The sequence below is a fragment of the Paenibacillus sp. PastM-3 genome (assembly GCF_029893965.1).
Classification (GTDB): domain Bacteria; phylum Bacillota; class Bacilli; order Paenibacillales; family Paenibacillaceae; genus Paenibacillus_AQ.
This window is the reverse complement of record NZ_JARXXP010000010.1, coordinates 1-15,581: the sequence shown is the minus strand read 5'-3', so window position 1 is coordinate 15,581 and position 15,581 is coordinate 1. Positions and strand designations below refer to the sequence as shown.

At 55.1% G+C, this 15,581-nt stretch carries 16 protein-coding genes and 1 other annotated feature; of the genes, 14 read left to right on the top strand and 2 right to left on the bottom strand.

Features of this window, described 5'->3' with window-relative positions:
* Positions 1-17 precede the first annotated feature (17 nt).
* The 7 genes from M2108_RS15645 (at position 18) to M2108_RS15615 (ending at position 7,042) form a co-directional block, all read left to right on the top strand.
* Positions 18-203 (top strand): H-type small acid-soluble spore protein, encoded by a 186-nt coding sequence (locus M2108_RS15645; RefSeq protein WP_277470326.1) that lies wholly within the window; start codon positions 18-20, stop codon positions 201-203.
* A gap of 293 nt (positions 204-496) precedes the next feature.
* Entirely contained in the window at positions 497-1,504 is a 1,008-nt protein-coding gene (locus M2108_RS15640; protein ID WP_277470324.1) for a DMT family transporter, read from the top strand.
* A 105-nt stretch (positions 1,505-1,609) separates the two neighbouring features.
* Complete coding sequence (tsaE, locus tag M2108_RS15635) at positions 1,610-2,098, top strand: tRNA (adenosine(37)-N6)-threonylcarbamoyltransferase complex ATPase subunit type 1 TsaE (protein WP_277470323.1); 489 nt, start codon at positions 1,610-1,612, stop codon at positions 2,096-2,098.
* Entirely contained in the window at positions 2,098-2,928 is an 831-nt protein-coding gene (gene tsaB / locus M2108_RS15630) for a tRNA (adenosine(37)-N6)-threonylcarbamoyltransferase complex dimerization subunit type 1 TsaB (RefSeq protein WP_277470458.1), read from the top strand. Before tsaE ends, tsaB begins: the two co-directional genes overlap by 1 nt.
* Complete coding sequence (gene rimI / locus M2108_RS15625; protein WP_277506236.1) at positions 2,925-3,449, top strand: ribosomal protein S18-alanine N-acetyltransferase; 525 nt, start codon at positions 2,925-2,927, stop codon at positions 3,447-3,449. The genes tsaB and rimI overlap by 4 nt, the downstream gene beginning before the upstream one ends.
* Positions 3,446-4,495, top strand: coding sequence for a tRNA (adenosine(37)-N6)-threonylcarbamoyltransferase complex transferase subunit TsaD (gene tsaD / locus M2108_RS15620; protein WP_277470321.1), 1,050 nt, complete (start codon positions 3,446-3,448; stop codon positions 4,493-4,495). Before rimI ends, tsaD begins: the two co-directional genes overlap by 4 nt.
* Positions 4,496-4,928: 433 nt before the next feature.
* Positions 4,929-5,220: a binding site (T-box leader), on the top strand.
* Between the two features lie 265 nt (positions 5,221-5,485).
* Complete coding sequence (locus M2108_RS15615; protein ID WP_277470320.1) at positions 5,486-7,042, top strand: 2-isopropylmalate synthase; 1,557 nt, start codon at positions 5,486-5,488, stop codon at positions 7,040-7,042.
* 400 nt (positions 7,043-7,442) lie between these two features.
* On the opposite strand, the gene M2108_RS15610 is transcribed toward M2108_RS15615, so the two are convergent.
* Positions 7,443-9,398, bottom strand: coding sequence for an ABC-F family ATP-binding cassette domain-containing protein (locus M2108_RS15610; RefSeq protein ID WP_277470319.1), 1,956 nt, complete (start codon positions 9,396-9,398; stop codon positions 7,443-7,445).
* A gap of 229 nt (positions 9,399-9,627) precedes the next feature.
* On the opposite strand from M2108_RS15610, the gene M2108_RS15605 reads away from it, so the two are divergent.
* The 7 genes from M2108_RS15605 (at position 9,628) to groL (ending at position 14,918) form a co-directional block, all read left to right on the top strand.
* Entirely contained in the window at positions 9,628-10,269 is a 642-nt protein-coding gene (locus M2108_RS15605; protein WP_277470318.1) for a 5-formyltetrahydrofolate cyclo-ligase, read from the top strand.
* Positions 10,259-10,732 (top strand): cyclic pyranopterin monophosphate synthase MoaC, encoded by a 474-nt coding sequence (gene moaC, locus M2108_RS15600; protein WP_277470317.1) that lies wholly within the window; start codon positions 10,259-10,261, stop codon positions 10,730-10,732. The genes M2108_RS15605 and moaC overlap by 11 nt, the downstream gene beginning before the upstream one ends.
* A 77-nt stretch (positions 10,733-10,809) precedes the next feature.
* Positions 10,810-11,295, top strand: coding sequence for a MogA/MoaB family molybdenum cofactor biosynthesis protein (locus M2108_RS15595; RefSeq protein ID WP_039870183.1), 486 nt, complete (start codon positions 10,810-10,812; stop codon positions 11,293-11,295).
* Positions 11,296-11,419: 124 nt separating this feature from the next.
* Positions 11,420-11,662 (top strand): twin-arginine translocase TatA/TatE family subunit, encoded by a 243-nt coding sequence (tatA, locus tag M2108_RS15590; RefSeq protein WP_198536442.1) that lies wholly within the window; start codon positions 11,420-11,422, stop codon positions 11,660-11,662.
* Positions 11,663-11,818: 156 nt separating this feature from the next.
* A complete protein-coding gene (tatC, locus tag M2108_RS15585; RefSeq protein ID WP_277470316.1) occupies positions 11,819-12,589 on the top strand; it encodes a twin-arginine translocase subunit TatC in 771 nt (256 codons plus the stop codon).
* 328 nt (positions 12,590-12,917) lie between these two features.
* Positions 12,918-13,199: a co-chaperone GroES gene (gene groES / locus M2108_RS15580; protein WP_068720745.1), complete on the top strand. Its 282-nt coding sequence runs from the start codon at positions 12,918-12,920 to the stop codon at positions 13,197-13,199.
* Positions 13,200-13,286: 87 nt separating this feature from the next.
* Complete coding sequence (gene groL / locus M2108_RS15575; protein ID WP_277470315.1) at positions 13,287-14,918, top strand: chaperonin GroEL; 1,632 nt, start codon at positions 13,287-13,289, stop codon at positions 14,916-14,918.
* A gap of 117 nt (positions 14,919-15,035) precedes the next feature.
* On the opposite strand, the gene M2108_RS15570 is transcribed toward groL, so the two are convergent.
* The coding region (locus tag M2108_RS15570; RefSeq protein WP_277470314.1) for a transposase at positions 15,036-15,581 on the bottom strand (546 nt) is incomplete at its 5' end.

Here is a 15,581-nt window from a genome sequence, read left to right as displayed (position 1 = left end):
CAAAGGAGACTTGAATCATGGACGTAAAACGTGCGATGGATATCTATACATCCAAGGAGATGATCCCGGTTCATCTGGACGGCGAATCGGTCTGGATCGAGCGTGTGGACGAGGAAAATGGCATGGCAACGGTACAGGTTGGCTCTCGTCCAACCAATACGCATACAGTCGGGGTAGAGCGGCTGGAGGAGCAGCGCAAATAACTGCAGTAGCCCGTTTAATTGTACGGAGTGCAACTATAGCTGAATAGAGATTTTATCGAGTGGTTTTAAAGTGTTAAATCAGCGGCAGAGCAGCGTTGTCCGGATTACGGGGGATGGCTGCTCTGTTTTGCTGTGCTTCATAAACAGGGCAGGCTGCTGCAGGATGTCTGTCCGGCGGCTGCATTCACGGCAAAGTGAATACCGAGCTGCCGTACAGCTGACACAAGGGTTGACGGTGGCGAAAGCCTGACCCTATATTGGGGAGGTGAATTTGATGAAAAGAGATGATGAGCGTGCGTCCTATTTTACTTGGCGTCTGTTCGGCGTTGTTTTTTGCGGTAACCTTTGTTCTTAACCGGCGGATGGAGTTATCGGGAGGAAGCTGGGCGTGGAGCGCCTCACTGCGCTATCTGTTTACGCTCCCGTTTCTGGTAGCGATCGTTGCGGGGCGCGGCAGGCTGAAGCCGCTGCTGGAAGCGATGAAGGAGCGCCCGGGGGCCTGGCTGCTCTGGGGAACGGTCGGTTTTGGCCTGTTCTACGCGCCAATCTGCTTCGCGGCTGCTTATGCGCCAGGCTGGCTGACCGCAGGAACCTGGCAGATAACCATTATCTCCGGTTCACTTCTGGCCCCGTTCTTCGGACAATGGGTTGCCGGATCCGGAGGCGCAAGCGTATATGAACGGGGCAGGATTCCGCTGCGCGGCCTCGGGCTGTCCCTGATCATTCTGGCTGGTGTAGCGCTGCTCCAGACCGATCATGCCCGTGAACTTGAACCGTCACAGGTGCTACTGGGCATAGTCCCCGTTCTGATCGCGTCCGTTGCTTATCCGCTTGGAAACCGCAAGACAATGGAGCTGTGCGGGGAGCGGCTCGACGTGTTCCAGCGTATTCTCGGCATGACACTGGCCAGCCTGCCGTTCTGGCTTATTATCTCGCTCATCGGTCTGGCAGATACCGGGCTGCCCTCCGGCCCGCAGACCGGACAGTCTGTCATTGTCGCTCTATCCTCAGGTGTAATTGCCACCGTCCTGTTTTTCCGGGCTACGGATATGGTCCGCGGCAGCATGAGCGGACTGGCTGCGGTGGAAGCCACCCAGTCGCTGGAGGTGCTGTTTGCGCTGATCGGGGAAATCCTGATTCTGTCTGCACCGCTGCCTTCTCTGCTGTCCTGGATTGGAATTGCGGTCATTATCGCCGGAATGGTGCTGCACAGCCTGTTTTCCGGACACACTCGGAAGAAAAAACAGGCAGCGACAAGCAGACAGCCGCATTCATCCTTTACGGCCGGCAGCCGGGAATAGAGGGGGTTGTTGCGGGACAAGTAGCATACCGATATAATTAAAAGTATTGTTATGCTATGTCGGTTCATGTCTTTTAAAGGATACTAAATAAGGTGGAGTTGCAGCTTGGACAATAATGTTGAAACGGTATTTACTTACCGTTCACACAGCCTTCAGGATACGGAGATGCTTGCAGCTGCGATAGCCGGTGCGGCATCGGCAGGCATGGTGATTGGACTCGATGGTGACCTGGGTGCTGGCAAGACGGCATTTTCACAGGCTTTTGCGCGCCATCTGGGTGTAGAGGGGATTGTCAACAGTCCTACATTTACTATTATCAAAGAATACAACGGACGCCTGCCGCTGTACCATATGGATGTGTACCGGATCTCCCCGCAGGAAGCGGACGAGCTGGGGCTCGATGAATATTTCTACGGGCAGGGAGTCTGCCTGGTGGAATGGAGCAGTATCATTACAGATTTGATGCCGCAGCAGCATCTGCATCTATACATGGAAACAGCCGGACCGGAGGAACGCCTGATCACGGTGAAGGCAGCCGGGGAGCCATACGGCGGACTGTGCCGCGAGCTGATCCAGAAGTGGGGTAACGAATGATGATGAACGAAAATAACGGGCCGCGCAAGCGGCTTTTGGCGCTGGATACTTCGACGGCCATTCTGGGCGTAGCTGTTACGGAGGAAGGCAGGGTGCTGCATGAGATTAATGCATCCGGAGAGCGGAACCATTCCGTGCATCTGCTCCCGATAATCGAGCAGGCAATGCAGGCCAGCGCTACCGATGCATCCATGCTAAAGGGAATTGCTGTCGGCGTCGGCCCGGGATCTTACACCGGAACGCGCATTGCGGTATCTGCGGCCAAGACACTGGCCTGGGCCTGGAAGGTGCCGGTTGCCGGCGTTTCCAGCCTGCATGCGCTGGCCTGGGGCGGTTATGCTGCCGCGCTGGAGAAGCAGGTGGAAGGCCCGGCTGCTGAAGCGGGACAAGGCGGATATGGACCCGACTGGATCATCCCGCTGATCGATGCCCGCCGCGGGCAAGCTTACACCGGGCTGTTTACAGCTGATGGCCAGGCTGCTCCGCAGCGGCTTGAACCGGATGCGATCCGGCTTATGGCTGACTGGGTAACGCATCTTGCCGGGCGGCTGAAGCAGGCGGAGGCAGAGGGCAGCAGGCCGCGCATCCTGTGGTTCGTAGGTGAAACCGCTCAGCATGCAAGCCGTGCCAGCCTTGAGCCGCTGCTTGGCAGGGCTCAAATACAGCCGGTACCTTACGAGCTGGAAGGGCGCTGGGCAGGATTTCTTGGTGAGGCAGGACTGCTGGCTGGCAGTGATGAGGTTCACGGGTTAATCCCGAACTATACCCAGCTTTCTGAAGCGGAAGCCAATCTGCGCCGGAGCAGTGAAGGGAGCACAAGTCAAGTATGACGGAGCCTATGATAGTGGGAGATCAGGGGAATGAGCTTGTTTTTCGCCTGATGAAGCTTGAAGATATTCCGGAAATTCTCGTAATCGAACGGGAAGCCTTTACGATGCCGTGGACCGAGGAAGCGTTCCGCAATGAGCTGACACATAATCATTTTGCCAAATACATGGTAATGGAGCTGCAGGGCCGCATCATCGGTTATGCCGGGATGTGGGCCATTGTTGATGAGGCGCACGTAACAAACATTGCGCTCCTGGAGGCTTACCGGGGACGCAAATGGGGCGAGCGGCTGCTCGATGAGCTGATGAGAACGGCAGGCTTCCTGGGCATGAAATCAATTACACTTGAGGTCAGGGTCTCGAATGAGGTGGCCCAGAATCTGTACCGCAAAAAAGGCTTCCGTCCGGCGGGAACCCGTAAGGGCTACTATTCGGACAACCGGGAGGACGCGCTGATTATGTGGGCGGATCTGCCGGCTTACGGGGAGCAGGGACTGATGGAAGGAAGAGTGGATCAGCAATGAATACAGAAGCGGGCGCAACTGCGCCTGTACTTATATTGGCTATCGAGACGAGCTGTGATGAAACCTCGGTAGCTGTTGTCAAGGACGGCTGTGAGGTGCTGGCGAACATCATCTCCAGCCAGATCGAAACCCACCGCGCTTTTGGCGGTGTAGTACCTGAGGTTGCCTCCCGCAAGCATGTGGAGGTCATTACCCTGGTAATTGAAGAGGCAATGGCAGCTGCCGGTGTACAGCCGGAGGAGCTTACAGCCATTGCGGTAACCCAGGGCCCGGGGCTGGTCGGTGCGCTGCTGGTCGGTGTCGTGGCCGCCAAGAGCCTGGCGCTGGCCTGGGGCAAGCCGCTGATCGGCACCCATCATATCGCCGGGCATATTTATGCCAACCGGCTGGTCAAGGAGCTGCAGTATCCGTGTATGACGCTGGTTGTATCCGGCGGGCACACGGAGCTGGTGAACATGGAGCGCGAAGGGGAGTTCCGGATTATCGGACGCACCCGTGACGACGCGGTGGGTGAGGCTTACGACAAGGTCGCGCGCGCACTGGGCTTCCCGTATCCGGGTGGTCCGCATGTCGACCGGCTTGCTCATGAAGCGGAAGAGGCAGTAGCGCTGCCGCGGGTATGGCTTGAGCCCGATTCATACGATTTCAGCTTCAGCGGCCTGAAGTCGGCTGTGCTGAATGTGGTCAACCAGAGTAAGATGAAGGGGCTGACTCCGGATGTGGCCGGGATTGCCCGGGGCTTTCAGGAGTCCGTTGTGGAGGTTCTGGTGGAGAAGGCCGTGCGTGCAGTCAAAGCCAATAAAGCCAGGCAGCTGCTGCTCTGCGGCGGAGTTGCCGCCAACAAAGGGCTGCGTGAAGCACTGGTGTCACGCTGTGAGAAAGAGGGTATCGAGCTGATTATTCCTCCGGCGGTATACTGCACGGATAATGCAGCGATGATCGGAGCGGCAGCTTATGTGAAATGGCGGCATGACGGCAGCACACCTCTCGATATGGTTGCCGATCCCGGATTGTCGCTGGAGCAGTGGTCTGTGTCTGCCTATTGACATCCCTCAAACGGGAAGAGTATAATCAACCCAATTCAAATAACCAAACGCGATGAAGAGAAGCAGTAGGGGAACTCCGGGTTAAGAGAACTGCGGGTAGGTGCGACGCAGCCGAAGGAGACCTGAACTCGTCCTGGAGCGGAGCGGTGGAAGCGGGATGTTTTTCTGGAGGCGAATTCCGGAAGAACATTAAACGGCACGCTAGTGTGCCGGGTCTTTCGTACACCGTCTACGGCTAACCTCCGTGAAAGGGTGGTCAGCAATGGCAGGATGATTGAAGTCATCCGGATGCTTTTGCCAGATCAATTGAGTGGATATTCTCCAAACGGCCTGATACGGCTGAACCGGGATATCAACAAGAGTGGTACCGCGAAGGTGAACAGCCTGTCGTCTCTTGAATGAGACGGCAGGCTTTTTTGTATGCTTATAAGGATGAAATGCGATGAACGGGAGCAGTAGATGATGAAGGTGTGCAGAGAGCTGCGGGTTGGTGCGACGCAGTCACCTGGAGGCATTGAATCTCGCCCTGGAGCGGAGCGGCGGAAGTAAAATATGTACGCTGCAACGGAAGTCCCCGTTACCGGACACTCATACTTGCCTGACCATGCCTGCATGGACCAGAGCGGGTCTGGGGTGAGCTGGACGCAGCTTGCGGTTTACCTTGAAGGTAAGCCGGATGCGTCAAGAAGAGTGGTACCGCGGAGGGGTAACCCGCCGTCTCTTTATGGAGACGGCGGGTTTTTTGTCCTGTCAGAAAGCTATTAGGGGACCCGCAAAGTACCTGAGTGAGCTTCCATGTAAAGCCCTGCTTTGTAGGGAAATTTAGCGTTGTTCTGCAGTTAGCCGGGCTATGGCCCGGCACATGACTGCAATTGGATCGGGTGCTGCCGGCAGCAGTGGGCGGGAATAGAAGCAGGGGGCAAGTCGACGTGTGCCCTGCACAAATGGAAGAGCAGCTTATTTTAAACTTACATTTCAGGAGGGTTCATGATGATAATTCCGGTAAAAAAACGTATTCAGATTTTTGACACGACGCTGCGGGACGGTGAGCAGGCACCGGGGGCCAGCTTGACCCCTGAGCAGAAGATTGTTCTGGCCCACAAGCTTGCCGGGCTGGGAGTAGATGTGCTGGAACCGGGCTTCCCGGTCTCAAGCCCGGGGGATTTCGCCGCTGTGGAGACCATTTCACGGAAGGTGCAGGGTGTAGAGATCTGCGGCTTCGCCCGCGCGGTCCGCGGGGATATCGATGCGGCTGTCCGGGCAACCCGGGATGCGGCGCGGCGGCGGATTCACCTGTTCATCTCCTCCTCCGATATTCATCTGCAGCATCAGCTGCGCAAGAGCCGGCCTGAGGTTGTTGCAGCCGCCCGTGAAATGACGGCCTATGCCCGCCAGTTCTGCGATGTGGTGGAATTCACCGCGATGGATGCGGCCCGGACGGGAATCGATGACCTGATTGAAATGGTTGAGGCAGTTATTGAGGAGGGCGCCAGCATCATTAATCTGCCGGATACAGTCGGCTATGCACTGCCTCAGGAATATGGGGAGATGTTCCGGCGCGTACGCCTTGGTGCCAGAGGCGGACAGAATGTAAGCTTCAGCGCCCATTGTCATAACGATCTGGGGCTGGCCGTTGCCAACAGCCTGGCCGCCATTGAAGGCGGGGCAACGCAAATCGAGGTTACGGTGAACGGTGTCGGTGAGCGTACCGGAAACTGTGCTCTGGAAGAACTGGTCATGGCGCTTGAGACAAGAGGGGATGTGCTTGGCGCGGAGACGGGAATCGTGCTGGATAAGCTGTATGATACCTCGCGGCTGATCAGCGGGGCGATGCATTTCCCGATTGCCTTCAATAAGCCGGTCGTCGGCCGGAATGCCTTCCAGCATGAATCCGGCATCCATCAGGACGGCCTGCTGAAGGACCGCAGCACCTATGAGATTATGGACCCTGAACGGCTGGGCATTCCGCGCAGCATGATTATTCTGGGCAAGCACTCCGGCCGGCATGCGCTCAAGGACCGTGCCGCCAAATACGGCGTTGCCCTGGACTCGGCAGAGCTGGATGCGCTCTACGAATCCTTCAAGGAGAAGGCAGACCGCCAGAAAGCAGTCAGCGATGACGAGCTGCTGCGCATGGTCAGCAGTACGACCGGACAGCAGGCGCAGTTCTATGAGCTTGGCGATGTCCAGGTGCTCGCCGGCAGTGCGCCGCGCCGGGTGGCTGCAGTGACCGTGCGTAATCTGCAGAGCGGCGCAGAGGAAGCCTATACCAGCACAGGCAGCGGCCCGCTGGAAGCAGTGATTGCAGCGATCAGTCTGGGGATTGCTGAGAGCATCGGATTTACCGGTCTTGAGCTGCACTCGCTGGGCAGCGGAGAGCAGGCCCAGGCTGAAGCAGCGGTCATGGTAGAATGGAACGGCGCCAAATTCAGAGGCACGGCCATTCATCAGGATATCGTAATGGCGGCGGGAATAGCCTATGTAGCGGCCTGCAATGCGGCGCTGCTCTCCGCCCGCGCGGAAACTGGCCAGGAGACGGCTGTCTAACCGGCAGTGCAGACGGCTTTGGACAGTTTGCGGCAGATTATGTTGTCTGAAAAAGTAGAATTTTAGCGAATGCAGGATTTGTCAAGCTGTGGACAACGTTATCCACATATTCCGCCCTGGTTGTGTAAAAACCGTGTAAAATCAGCAATAACGCCTGTTTCGTGCACCAGAGGATTGGGGAGTTTTCCAATGTGAGGTTTGTGTGGAAATTGTGGATAATGTGGACAATTCGGTGGATAAAAAGTACTTGACAGGTGAAATGCTGATTTAATGCATAAAAAAAGCCCCCAAGGGGCTTTTTTTATTTGAGGTTATACACGAAAACTGTGGATAGCCATGTGGATAACTATTTATGAACAAATCGGAAACAGTTTAAAATAAATTATTTAACCTGTTTACATTATTCGTCAGCCAGCTTCTCCCATTCGTCGAACTGTCCGCTGAGCTGCTGCTTTTTCTCCTTCAGGTCGCTTTCATGCTGCTGGAGCGCCATATAATCCTGATAAACCTCCGGCTTCGTCATTTCATTCTCAATGACGGCAATCTCCTCTTCCAGCCGGGCAATGGCTTCTTCCAGCTCGGAAATCCGCCGCAGACGGTTACGCTCCTCCCGTTTGGCCGCTTTATCTGCTTCATAGGAGGAGGCACTGCCCCTGTCGGCTGACGCAGCTTCAGCATCGGCAATCCGTGCGGCTTTGGCAGCAAGCAGTCCGGCTTCCTCCAGGGCAATGGCTTCCAGCTCTTTTTTCTTCTCGATATAGTCGTCATAGTTGCCGAGATACTGGTCAATGCCGCCGGGATGCAGCTCAAGGACACGCTCAGCCATTTTGTTCAGGAAATACCGGTCATGGGATATGAACAGCAGGGTGCCTTCAAAATCAATGAGGGCTGCCTCCAGCACCTCGCGGCTGACCAGATCCAGATGGTTGGTAGGCTCATCGAGAATAAGCATATTTGCGCCGCGCAGCATCAGCTTGGAAAGCGCCACCCGGGCTTTCTCCCCGCCGCTCAGGGCGGCGATTTTCTTGAGGACATCCTCGCCGCTGAACAGGAAGTTGCCGAGGATGGTGCGGATCCGTGCCTCCTCCAGCATCGGATATTCACTCCAGAGCTCTTCCAGCACGGTATTGCGCGGGTTGAGGCGTGTCTGCTCCTGATCGTAGTAGGCGATTTTGACCTTGGCTCCCCAGTTGACGGTTCCGGCGGACGGCTGGCGGGTGCCGGTCAGGCATTGCAGCAGCGTCGATTTGCCGATCCCGTTCGGCCCGATGAGCGCAGCCGTCTCCCCGCGCCGCAGCTCAAAGGAGGCATTGCGGAACAGCGGCGAAGATGCTTCGCTGAAGGATACGGCAACGTCCCGTACCTGCAGCACTTCCTTGCCGGACATGAAATCAGGCTCGAAGGAGAAGTTGGCTTTTTTGAGATCGCCGAGCGGCTTGTCAATGCGTTCCATCTTCTCCAGTGCCTTGCGCCGGCTCTGGGCACGCTTGGTAGTGGAGGCGCGCACGATGTTGCGCTGCACGAAATCCTCCATCCGGGAGATTTCCTCCTGCTGCTTCTCATACTGCTTCATGCGGATTTCATATTCCGCTGCCTTCAGTTCCATATAGCGGCTGTAATTGCCCGTATAACGGCGGGACTGATGGCGTTCTATTTCAACGATTGTTGTAACCAGACGGTCGAGGAAATACCGGTCATGGGAAACGACCAGAATGCCGCCGGCATAGCCGCGCAGGTAATCCTCCAGCCAGGTCAGCGTCTCAATGTCCAGATGGTTTGTAGGCTCATCCAGCATGAGCAGATCTGGAGCCTGCAGCAGAATACGGGCGAGTGCCAGCCGTGTCTTCTGTCCGCCGCTGAGTGTGGAAATGGGAGTATCCGGCGCGAAATCCCCAAAGCCCATACCGTGCAAAACGCTGCGGATCCGGGTGTTCATTTCATAGCCGCCGTGGTCCTTGAACCAGTCCGAGCGCTTGGAGTAACGCTCCAGCAGATCTTCATAACGCTTCGGATCATCGGCCAGCTTCGGGTCAGCGATATCCGCTTCCATCTGCCGGAGCTCTGCTTCCGCTTCAATTAAGGGAGCAAACACAGCCAGCATTTCCTCCTGGATGGTTTTGTCCGACTGCAGGCCGCTGTTCTGGGCCAGGTAGCCTACGGTTGTCTCTTTGGATTTATGAATTTGCCCGCTGTCATAGGACATCTCGCCTGCAAGAATCTGCAGAAAGGTGGATTTGCCGGCGCCGTTAACGCCAACCAGTCCGACCCGTTCCTTCTCGTTCACCTGCAGGCTGATGCCGTCCAGCACGCTTTGAATACCATATGATTTCGAAATTCCTGTCGCTTGAAGAAGCATACTGATTGAACCCTCCGCCCTTGCATATTCGCCCGGGCGCTCTGGCCCGGCTGTATATCTTGCTTATACTACAGTTTACATGAAAAGCTTCTGCCGCGCGAGGGGGACGGTTTTGTGGTTTCGTCTAACAGAGGGAATGATGCAACCTTGGCGAACCGGGGAGAAGAGTGGTAAACTGAGTTTACAAACGATGATAAGCTAGGGAAAAACAAACGGGAGGCGGCTGCACATGACAGGCCAAAGTGCCCTGCCCGCTGAAAGGAAGCGGGAGCTGCGTGCAGCGGCTGCCGCCGCCCGCGGCATGCTGCCGGAGGACCAGAGAAATGCACTGTCTTCTCTGGTCTGCAGGCATGCGATGGAAAGGCTGGCAGGGGAAGAAGTAAAGACGCTGCTTGCGTATGTCCCTTTCCGTTCGGAGCTGGATACGCGCCCGCTGATTGCCGGCGCCTGGGCAGAGGGCTGCACGGTACTGCTGCCCCGTGTGATACAAGCCACAGGAATGATGAGCCTGCATCCGGTACACTCATGGAAGGAGCTTGTACCAGGAGCCTTTGGCATACTGGAGCCGGCTGCTGATTCTGCTGACAGGCAGGAGCACCTGCCCAGGCCGGATGTGATCTTCGTCCCGGGGCTGGCTTTTGACCGGCGGGGCGGAAGGCTGGGCTACGGACGCGGATATTACGACCGTCTGAGGGCTACCCTGGATACTGAAGCTACCCTGCAAGGGAAAGACCCTTTATGGATTGGTCTGGCTTTCGGCCGGCAGGTGGTTGAGGAAGTGCCTATGGACGACCATGATGCTTACATGGACTTGTTAATTACGGAAGACGGCGTCATGGATTGCCGGAGGGAGAGACAGCATGGAATTTAGTCATTTTAACGAGCAGGGCCGGGCACGTATGGTGGATGTCAGCGATAAGGACGTCACCAAGCGGTCTGCGGCTGCAAGAAGCAAGGTAACAATGGATCCCGGGACGCTTGAGGCTATCAAGTCTGGAAGCGTCGGCAAAGGAGATGTTCTGGCAGTTGCACAGGTAGCCGGCATTATGGCTGCGAAGCAGACCTCGGACTGGATTCCGATGTGCCATCCCCTCTCTCTGACCGGTGTTGACATCCGCTTCTCGGACAACAGCAAAGATGAACTTTATATAGAAGCAACCGTGAAGACGACCGGAAAGACCGGAGTGGAGATGGAGGCGCTGACGGCCGTTTCGGCGGCGGCTCTGACCGTCTATGACATGTGCAAGGCGCTGCAGAAGGATATGGTCATCGGACCTACGATGCTTGTCTCCAAGAGCGGCGGGAAGAACGGGAATTACGAGTTGGAAGCTTAGTCACTGCAAGAGAGAAGTGCGGCAAGGCTGCACATTGCGGCCTTCCTTACATAGAACATAAGAGGGAGGAACAACCTATGGCGTGGAAAACAGCAATCCTGACGGCAAGCGATAAAGGATCCAGGGGCGAACGGGAAGATACCAGCGCCCAGGTTATCCGCGAGCTGGTGGAAGAGGAGCTTGGCGGTGAGATTATCGAGGTCAGAATTGTACCGGATGAACAGGATGAGATTATTGCCGCGCTGATCGAGCTTACCGATTATTTCAAGGCGGATCTTGTGCTTACTACAGGCGGAACCGAGCTGGCGATCCGCGACGTTACGCCGGAAGCTACCCGGCGGGTCATTGAGCGTGAGGTGCCCGGAATGTCGGAGGCGATGAGAAGCACAGTGATGCAGAAGAACCGTGCGGTCATGCTCTTCCGCGGTATTTGCGGAATACGCGGACGGACGCTGATTGTCAATCTGCCGGGAACGCCCAAGGGAGTGCATGAGAACCTGGCGGCAATCATGGATCAGCTGCCGGAGGCGCTGCTTATGGTAACCGGACAATACCGCCAGTAAGAGACGGATGCCCCCGCCCTGACGCCTCAGCTCTTTAGCTGTTGGATGTGTGACATAAGTTATGGTATTATTAAGCTGTTGCTTAATCTATCATGAACGGACAAAGGGCGAGGAGGAAAAGCGAATGCTGAATGGTATTGGTGCTCCCGGAATTATTCTACTGGTGATCCTGGCGCTGCTGCTTTTTGGTCCGAATAAGCTTCCGGAGCTTGGCCGGGCGGTCGGACGCACCTTCCGTGAATTCAAGGACGGGGCACGTGAAATTATCAATGAGCCGGAACCGGCTCGGCGCAGTGAAGCTCCTGCACCGCCGGCCCCGCAGACATTAGCTGCAGACCTTCCGCAGGAACGGAAGCTGCCGGAATAACAGGTGTAACTACGCGGGGGCGTTTCTCTCAGTCTGCTTCAGACCGGGCGGCGCCCCTTTTTTTGTAAACACGAGAGCTGCAGAGGTTCTGAACCTGCGGCTATACACAGGCCATTTTGGCGGGGAATTTACATATGGATCCGGGTGGTGTCAGTCATGTCTCTGGAATCGGAAGAAATGTCGGTGGTTGATCATCTCACTGAGCTGCGCAGACGGATTATTTATGTGCTGCTTGTATTCACAGCCGGTCTGATCGGCGGATTGTTCGCGGCAAGGCCCGTATATCTGTATCTGATAGATGCCGATCAGGCTCAGGGTTTTATACTGCATGCTTTTTCCTTTTGGGATGGCATCGGGATGTATATGAAGATCGCTATGGCCGTCTCGCTGGCCGTCTCACTGCCGTTCATTGTCTACCAGCTGTGGGCGTTCATCAGCCCGGGGCTGCGGCCGGAGGAGCGGAGTGCGGCGCTGCGGTATGTTCCTTACGTGTCTATTTTGTTCATATTGGGCTTATTGTTTGCCTACTATATTGTTTTTCCCATGGCATTGTCGTTTACAATCACGATCACCCGCAGCATGGGGCTGGAGGAGACGTACGGGATTACCGAGTACTTCAGCTTTATGTTCAGCCTGTGCATTCCGCTGGCACTGCTATTTGAGCTGCCGCTGATCGTCATGTTTCTGACCAAGCTGCGGGTTCTTAATCCGCTGCGCCTGCGCCGGATGCGGCGTTATGCTTATTTCGCGCTTGTCTTTATTGCTGTGGTCATTACACCTCCGGATTTCATCTCGGATTTCCTGGTCACGATTCCGCTGCTTATACTGTATGAATTCAGTGTGTTTCTTTCAGCGCTGGTCTACCGCAGACAGCTCGCAGAGGATGCTGCGCGGGAGGCGCGTTATGTGAAGCAGCAGGGACATTGACAGCTTGCTGGCTGGTTTTGGAGCCGTGGAGGCATATTTTGCCTCCCGGTGGATAGAATGTATGTGAGTGTGCGCAGGGACAACCCGTTCAGCCATATTTTTTCCGCAATCTGGATCTGATTTTATGTAAAAGGACTTGAAATCCGTCTTCAAGTTGAGTATCATAAAAATTGTTGTTAGCACTGAAGAAGGTTGAGTGCTAACACTGCCGGGTATTACGGAAACGGCAGGCAGCAGCTGTGCCGAACCGGTGTTGTCCCGGGCAGATTTTTGTATTCCAATGTTGTTTTCAAGCTAAACCACATAATTTCAAAGGAGGCTATTTTTCATGATCAGACCATTAGGTGAACGCGTATTGGTAGAAGCAAGCGAGCAACAGGAAACCACTTCTTTCGGTATCGTGCTTCCGGACTCTTCCAAAGAGAAACCGCAGGAAGGCAAAATTATCGCAGTAGGTAGCGGAGCTCTGAAAGACGGAGTGCGTGTACCGCTGGAAGTTAAAGAAGGCGACCGCGTGATCTTCTCGAAATATGCCGGAACCGAAATCAAATACGAAGGCAAAGAATATTTGATTATGAAAGAAAGCGACATTCACGCGATTCTTGACTAAGAAGATCCTTTATAAGGATAGCGGTAAATATACTTAAGATTCAGACGATTTTAAACACTTACAACAATTTCTAGGAGGTTAACACTAATGGCAAAAGAAATTAAATTCAGTGAAGACGCCCGCCGCTCGATGCTCCGCGGGGTTGATGCTCTGGCTAACGCAGTAAAAGTTACACTGGGTCCTAAAGGCCGTAACGTAGTCCTTGAGAAGAAATTCGGCAGCCCGCTGATCACTAACGACGGTGTTACCATCGCTAAAGAAATCGAACTGGAAGATGCTTTCGAGAACATGGGCGCACAGCTCGTTAAAGAAGTAGCTACCAAGACTAACGATGTAGCCGGTGACGGTACTACAACTGCAACGGTTCTGGCTCAGGCTATGATCCGCGAAGGTCTGAAGAACGTTACTGCAGGCGCTAACCCGATGGTTATCCGTAAAGGGATCGACAAGGCGGTTAAAGCAGCTGTTGCTGAACTGCAGAACATCGCTAAGCCAATCGAAGATTCCCAGGCGATCGCTCAAGTAGCAGCTATCTCTGCTGCCGACGATGAAGTAGGCCAGCTGATTGCTGAAGCTATGGAAAAAGTGGGCAAAGACGGCGTTATCACCGTTGAAGAATCCCGCGGCTTCCTGACTGAGCTTGAAGTGGTTGAAGGTATGCAGTTTGACCGCGGTTACATTTCCCCGTACATGATTACCGATACGGACAAAATGGAAGCTGTTCTGGACAACCCGTACATCCTGATCACTGACAAGAAGATCAGCAGCACACAGGAAATCCTGCCGCTGCTTGAGAAGATCGTACAGCAGGCCCGTCCGCTCGTGATCATCGCTGAAGATATCGAAGGCGAAGCACAGGCTATGCTGATCGTGAACAAACTGCGCGGAACCTTCAACGCTGTTGCTGTTAAGGCTCCTGGCTTCGGCGACCGCCGTGAAGCTATGCTGCAGGATATCGCTGCCCTGACAGGCGGCCAAGTGATCACTGAGAAGCTCGGTCTTGACCTGAAGAGCACTTCCGTTGATCAGCTGGGTAACGCACGTCAAGTGCGCGTAACCAAAGAAAACACCACAATCGTAGACGGCAGCGGCGACAAAGCGGACATCAATGCCCGCGTAAGCCAGATCCGTGCCCAACTGGAAGAAACCACTTCCGAGTTCGACAAAGAGAAACTGCAGGAGCGTCTGGCTAAACTGGCTGGCGGCGTAGCCGTAGTCAAAGTTGGCGCAGCAACTGAAACCGAACTGAAAGAGCGCAAGCTGCGCATCGAAGACGCCCTGAACGCAACCCGCGCTGCGGTTGAAGAAGGTATCGTATCCGGTGGTGGTACAGCTCTTGTGAACGTATATAATGCAGTAGCAGCAGTAGATGTAACCGGCGACGAAAAAACCGGCGTAAACATCGTTCTGCGCGCTCTGGAAGAGCCGATCCGCACAATCGCTGCGAATGCCGGCGAAGAAGGTTCTGTTATCGTGGACCGTCTGAAGAAGGAAAAAGTAGGCATCGGCTACAACGCTGCAACCGGCGAATGGGTGAACATGTTCGAAGCTGGAATCGTTGACCCTGCGAAGGTAACACGCTCCGCGCTGCAGAATGCTGCATCCGTAGCGGCTATGTTCCTGACCACCGAAGCTGTCATCGCTGACAAGCCAGAGCCTGAAAAAGGCGGCGGCATGCCAGACATGGGCGGCATGGGCGGCATGGGCGGCATGATGTAAGACGATTTACCGGAGACCTTGGGAGGGGGCTGTCCCATAAGTAGATATTCTACTGGTAGTGACAGGCTCATTCTCTTCTCAAAAGTCTAAAATTTAAACAGAGCAGCGATTCTCCTGTTATTCGAGAATCGCTGCTCTGCGTTTTTGGTCCGTTGCCGCTAGCTTCAGTACATTATGGGCAAGCGAAAGCCAACCGACCTCGAGCGTCACTTTTTCCATGCCGCGAAGCAGAAAACGCCGGAACCCCCGGTTGTTCTTCAGTTGTCCAAATACACTTTCCGGTTCCGTCATTCGACGTACGGCCAGGGCGTAACCCTCCTCGCTTCGCAGGAGGTCTCGAGCCTGATTCTGGTAACGCAGCCTCTCCAGACTGACAACCACTTCCCGATTTCCTGCGGCCTTCGTGCAGCGTTCCTTCAGTGGACAGCCCTCGCAGCTCTGGCTTCGGTAATGACGTTTGTGAATTTCGTAGCCACTTGGGAGAGTCTCCTTGCTCTCTTTGAGGAAATGCAGCGTTTCTCCGGCGGGGCACGTCCACGTATCCTGGGTTTCGCTGTACGTCCAGTTTTCAACCTTGCCGACATTTTCTTTCCAAGCTTTGCTTTTTTCTTTGTGGTAGCTGGCGTATTTTACGACCGCTTGAATCTCTTCCTTCTCCAGATA

Bases quoted from the DNA above. Each gene is read 5' to 3' on its own strand.
- M2108_RS15645 (WP_277470326.1), top strand. From the start codon at position 18: ATGGACGTAAAACGTGCGATGGATATCTATACATCCAAGGAGATGATC.
- tsaB (WP_277470458.1), top strand. From the start codon at position 2,098: ATGATGAACGAAAATAACGGGCCGCGCAAGCGGCTTTTGGCGCTGGAT.
- rimI (WP_277506236.1), top strand. From the start codon at position 2,925: ATGACGGAGCCTATGATAGTGGGAGATCAGGGGAATGAGCTTGTTTTT.
- tsaD (WP_277470321.1), top strand. From the start codon at position 3,446: ATGAATACAGAAGCGGGCGCAACTGCGCCTGTACTTATATTGGCTATC.
- M2108_RS15615 (WP_277470320.1), top strand. From the start codon at position 5,486: ATGATAATTCCGGTAAAAAAACGTATTCAGATTTTTGACACGACGCTG.
- M2108_RS15610 (WP_277470319.1), bottom strand. From the start codon at position 9,398: ATGCTTCTTCAAGCGACAGGAATTTCGAAATCATATGGTATTCAAAGC.
- M2108_RS15605 (WP_277470318.1), top strand. From the start codon at position 9,628: ATGACAGGCCAAAGTGCCCTGCCCGCTGAAAGGAAGCGGGAGCTGCGT.
- moaC (WP_277470317.1), top strand. From the start codon at position 10,259: ATGGAATTTAGTCATTTTAACGAGCAGGGCCGGGCACGTATGGTGGAT.
- M2108_RS15595 (WP_039870183.1), top strand. From the start codon at position 10,810: ATGGCGTGGAAAACAGCAATCCTGACGGCAAGCGATAAAGGATCCAGG.
- tatA (WP_198536442.1), top strand. From the start codon at position 11,420: ATGCTGAATGGTATTGGTGCTCCCGGAATTATTCTACTGGTGATCCTG.
- tatC (WP_277470316.1), top strand. From the start codon at position 11,819: ATGTCTCTGGAATCGGAAGAAATGTCGGTGGTTGATCATCTCACTGAG.
- groES (WP_068720745.1), top strand. From the start codon at position 12,918: ATGATCAGACCATTAGGTGAACGCGTATTGGTAGAAGCAAGCGAGCAA.
- groL (WP_277470315.1), top strand. From the start codon at position 13,287: ATGGCAAAAGAAATTAAATTCAGTGAAGACGCCCGCCGCTCGATGCTC.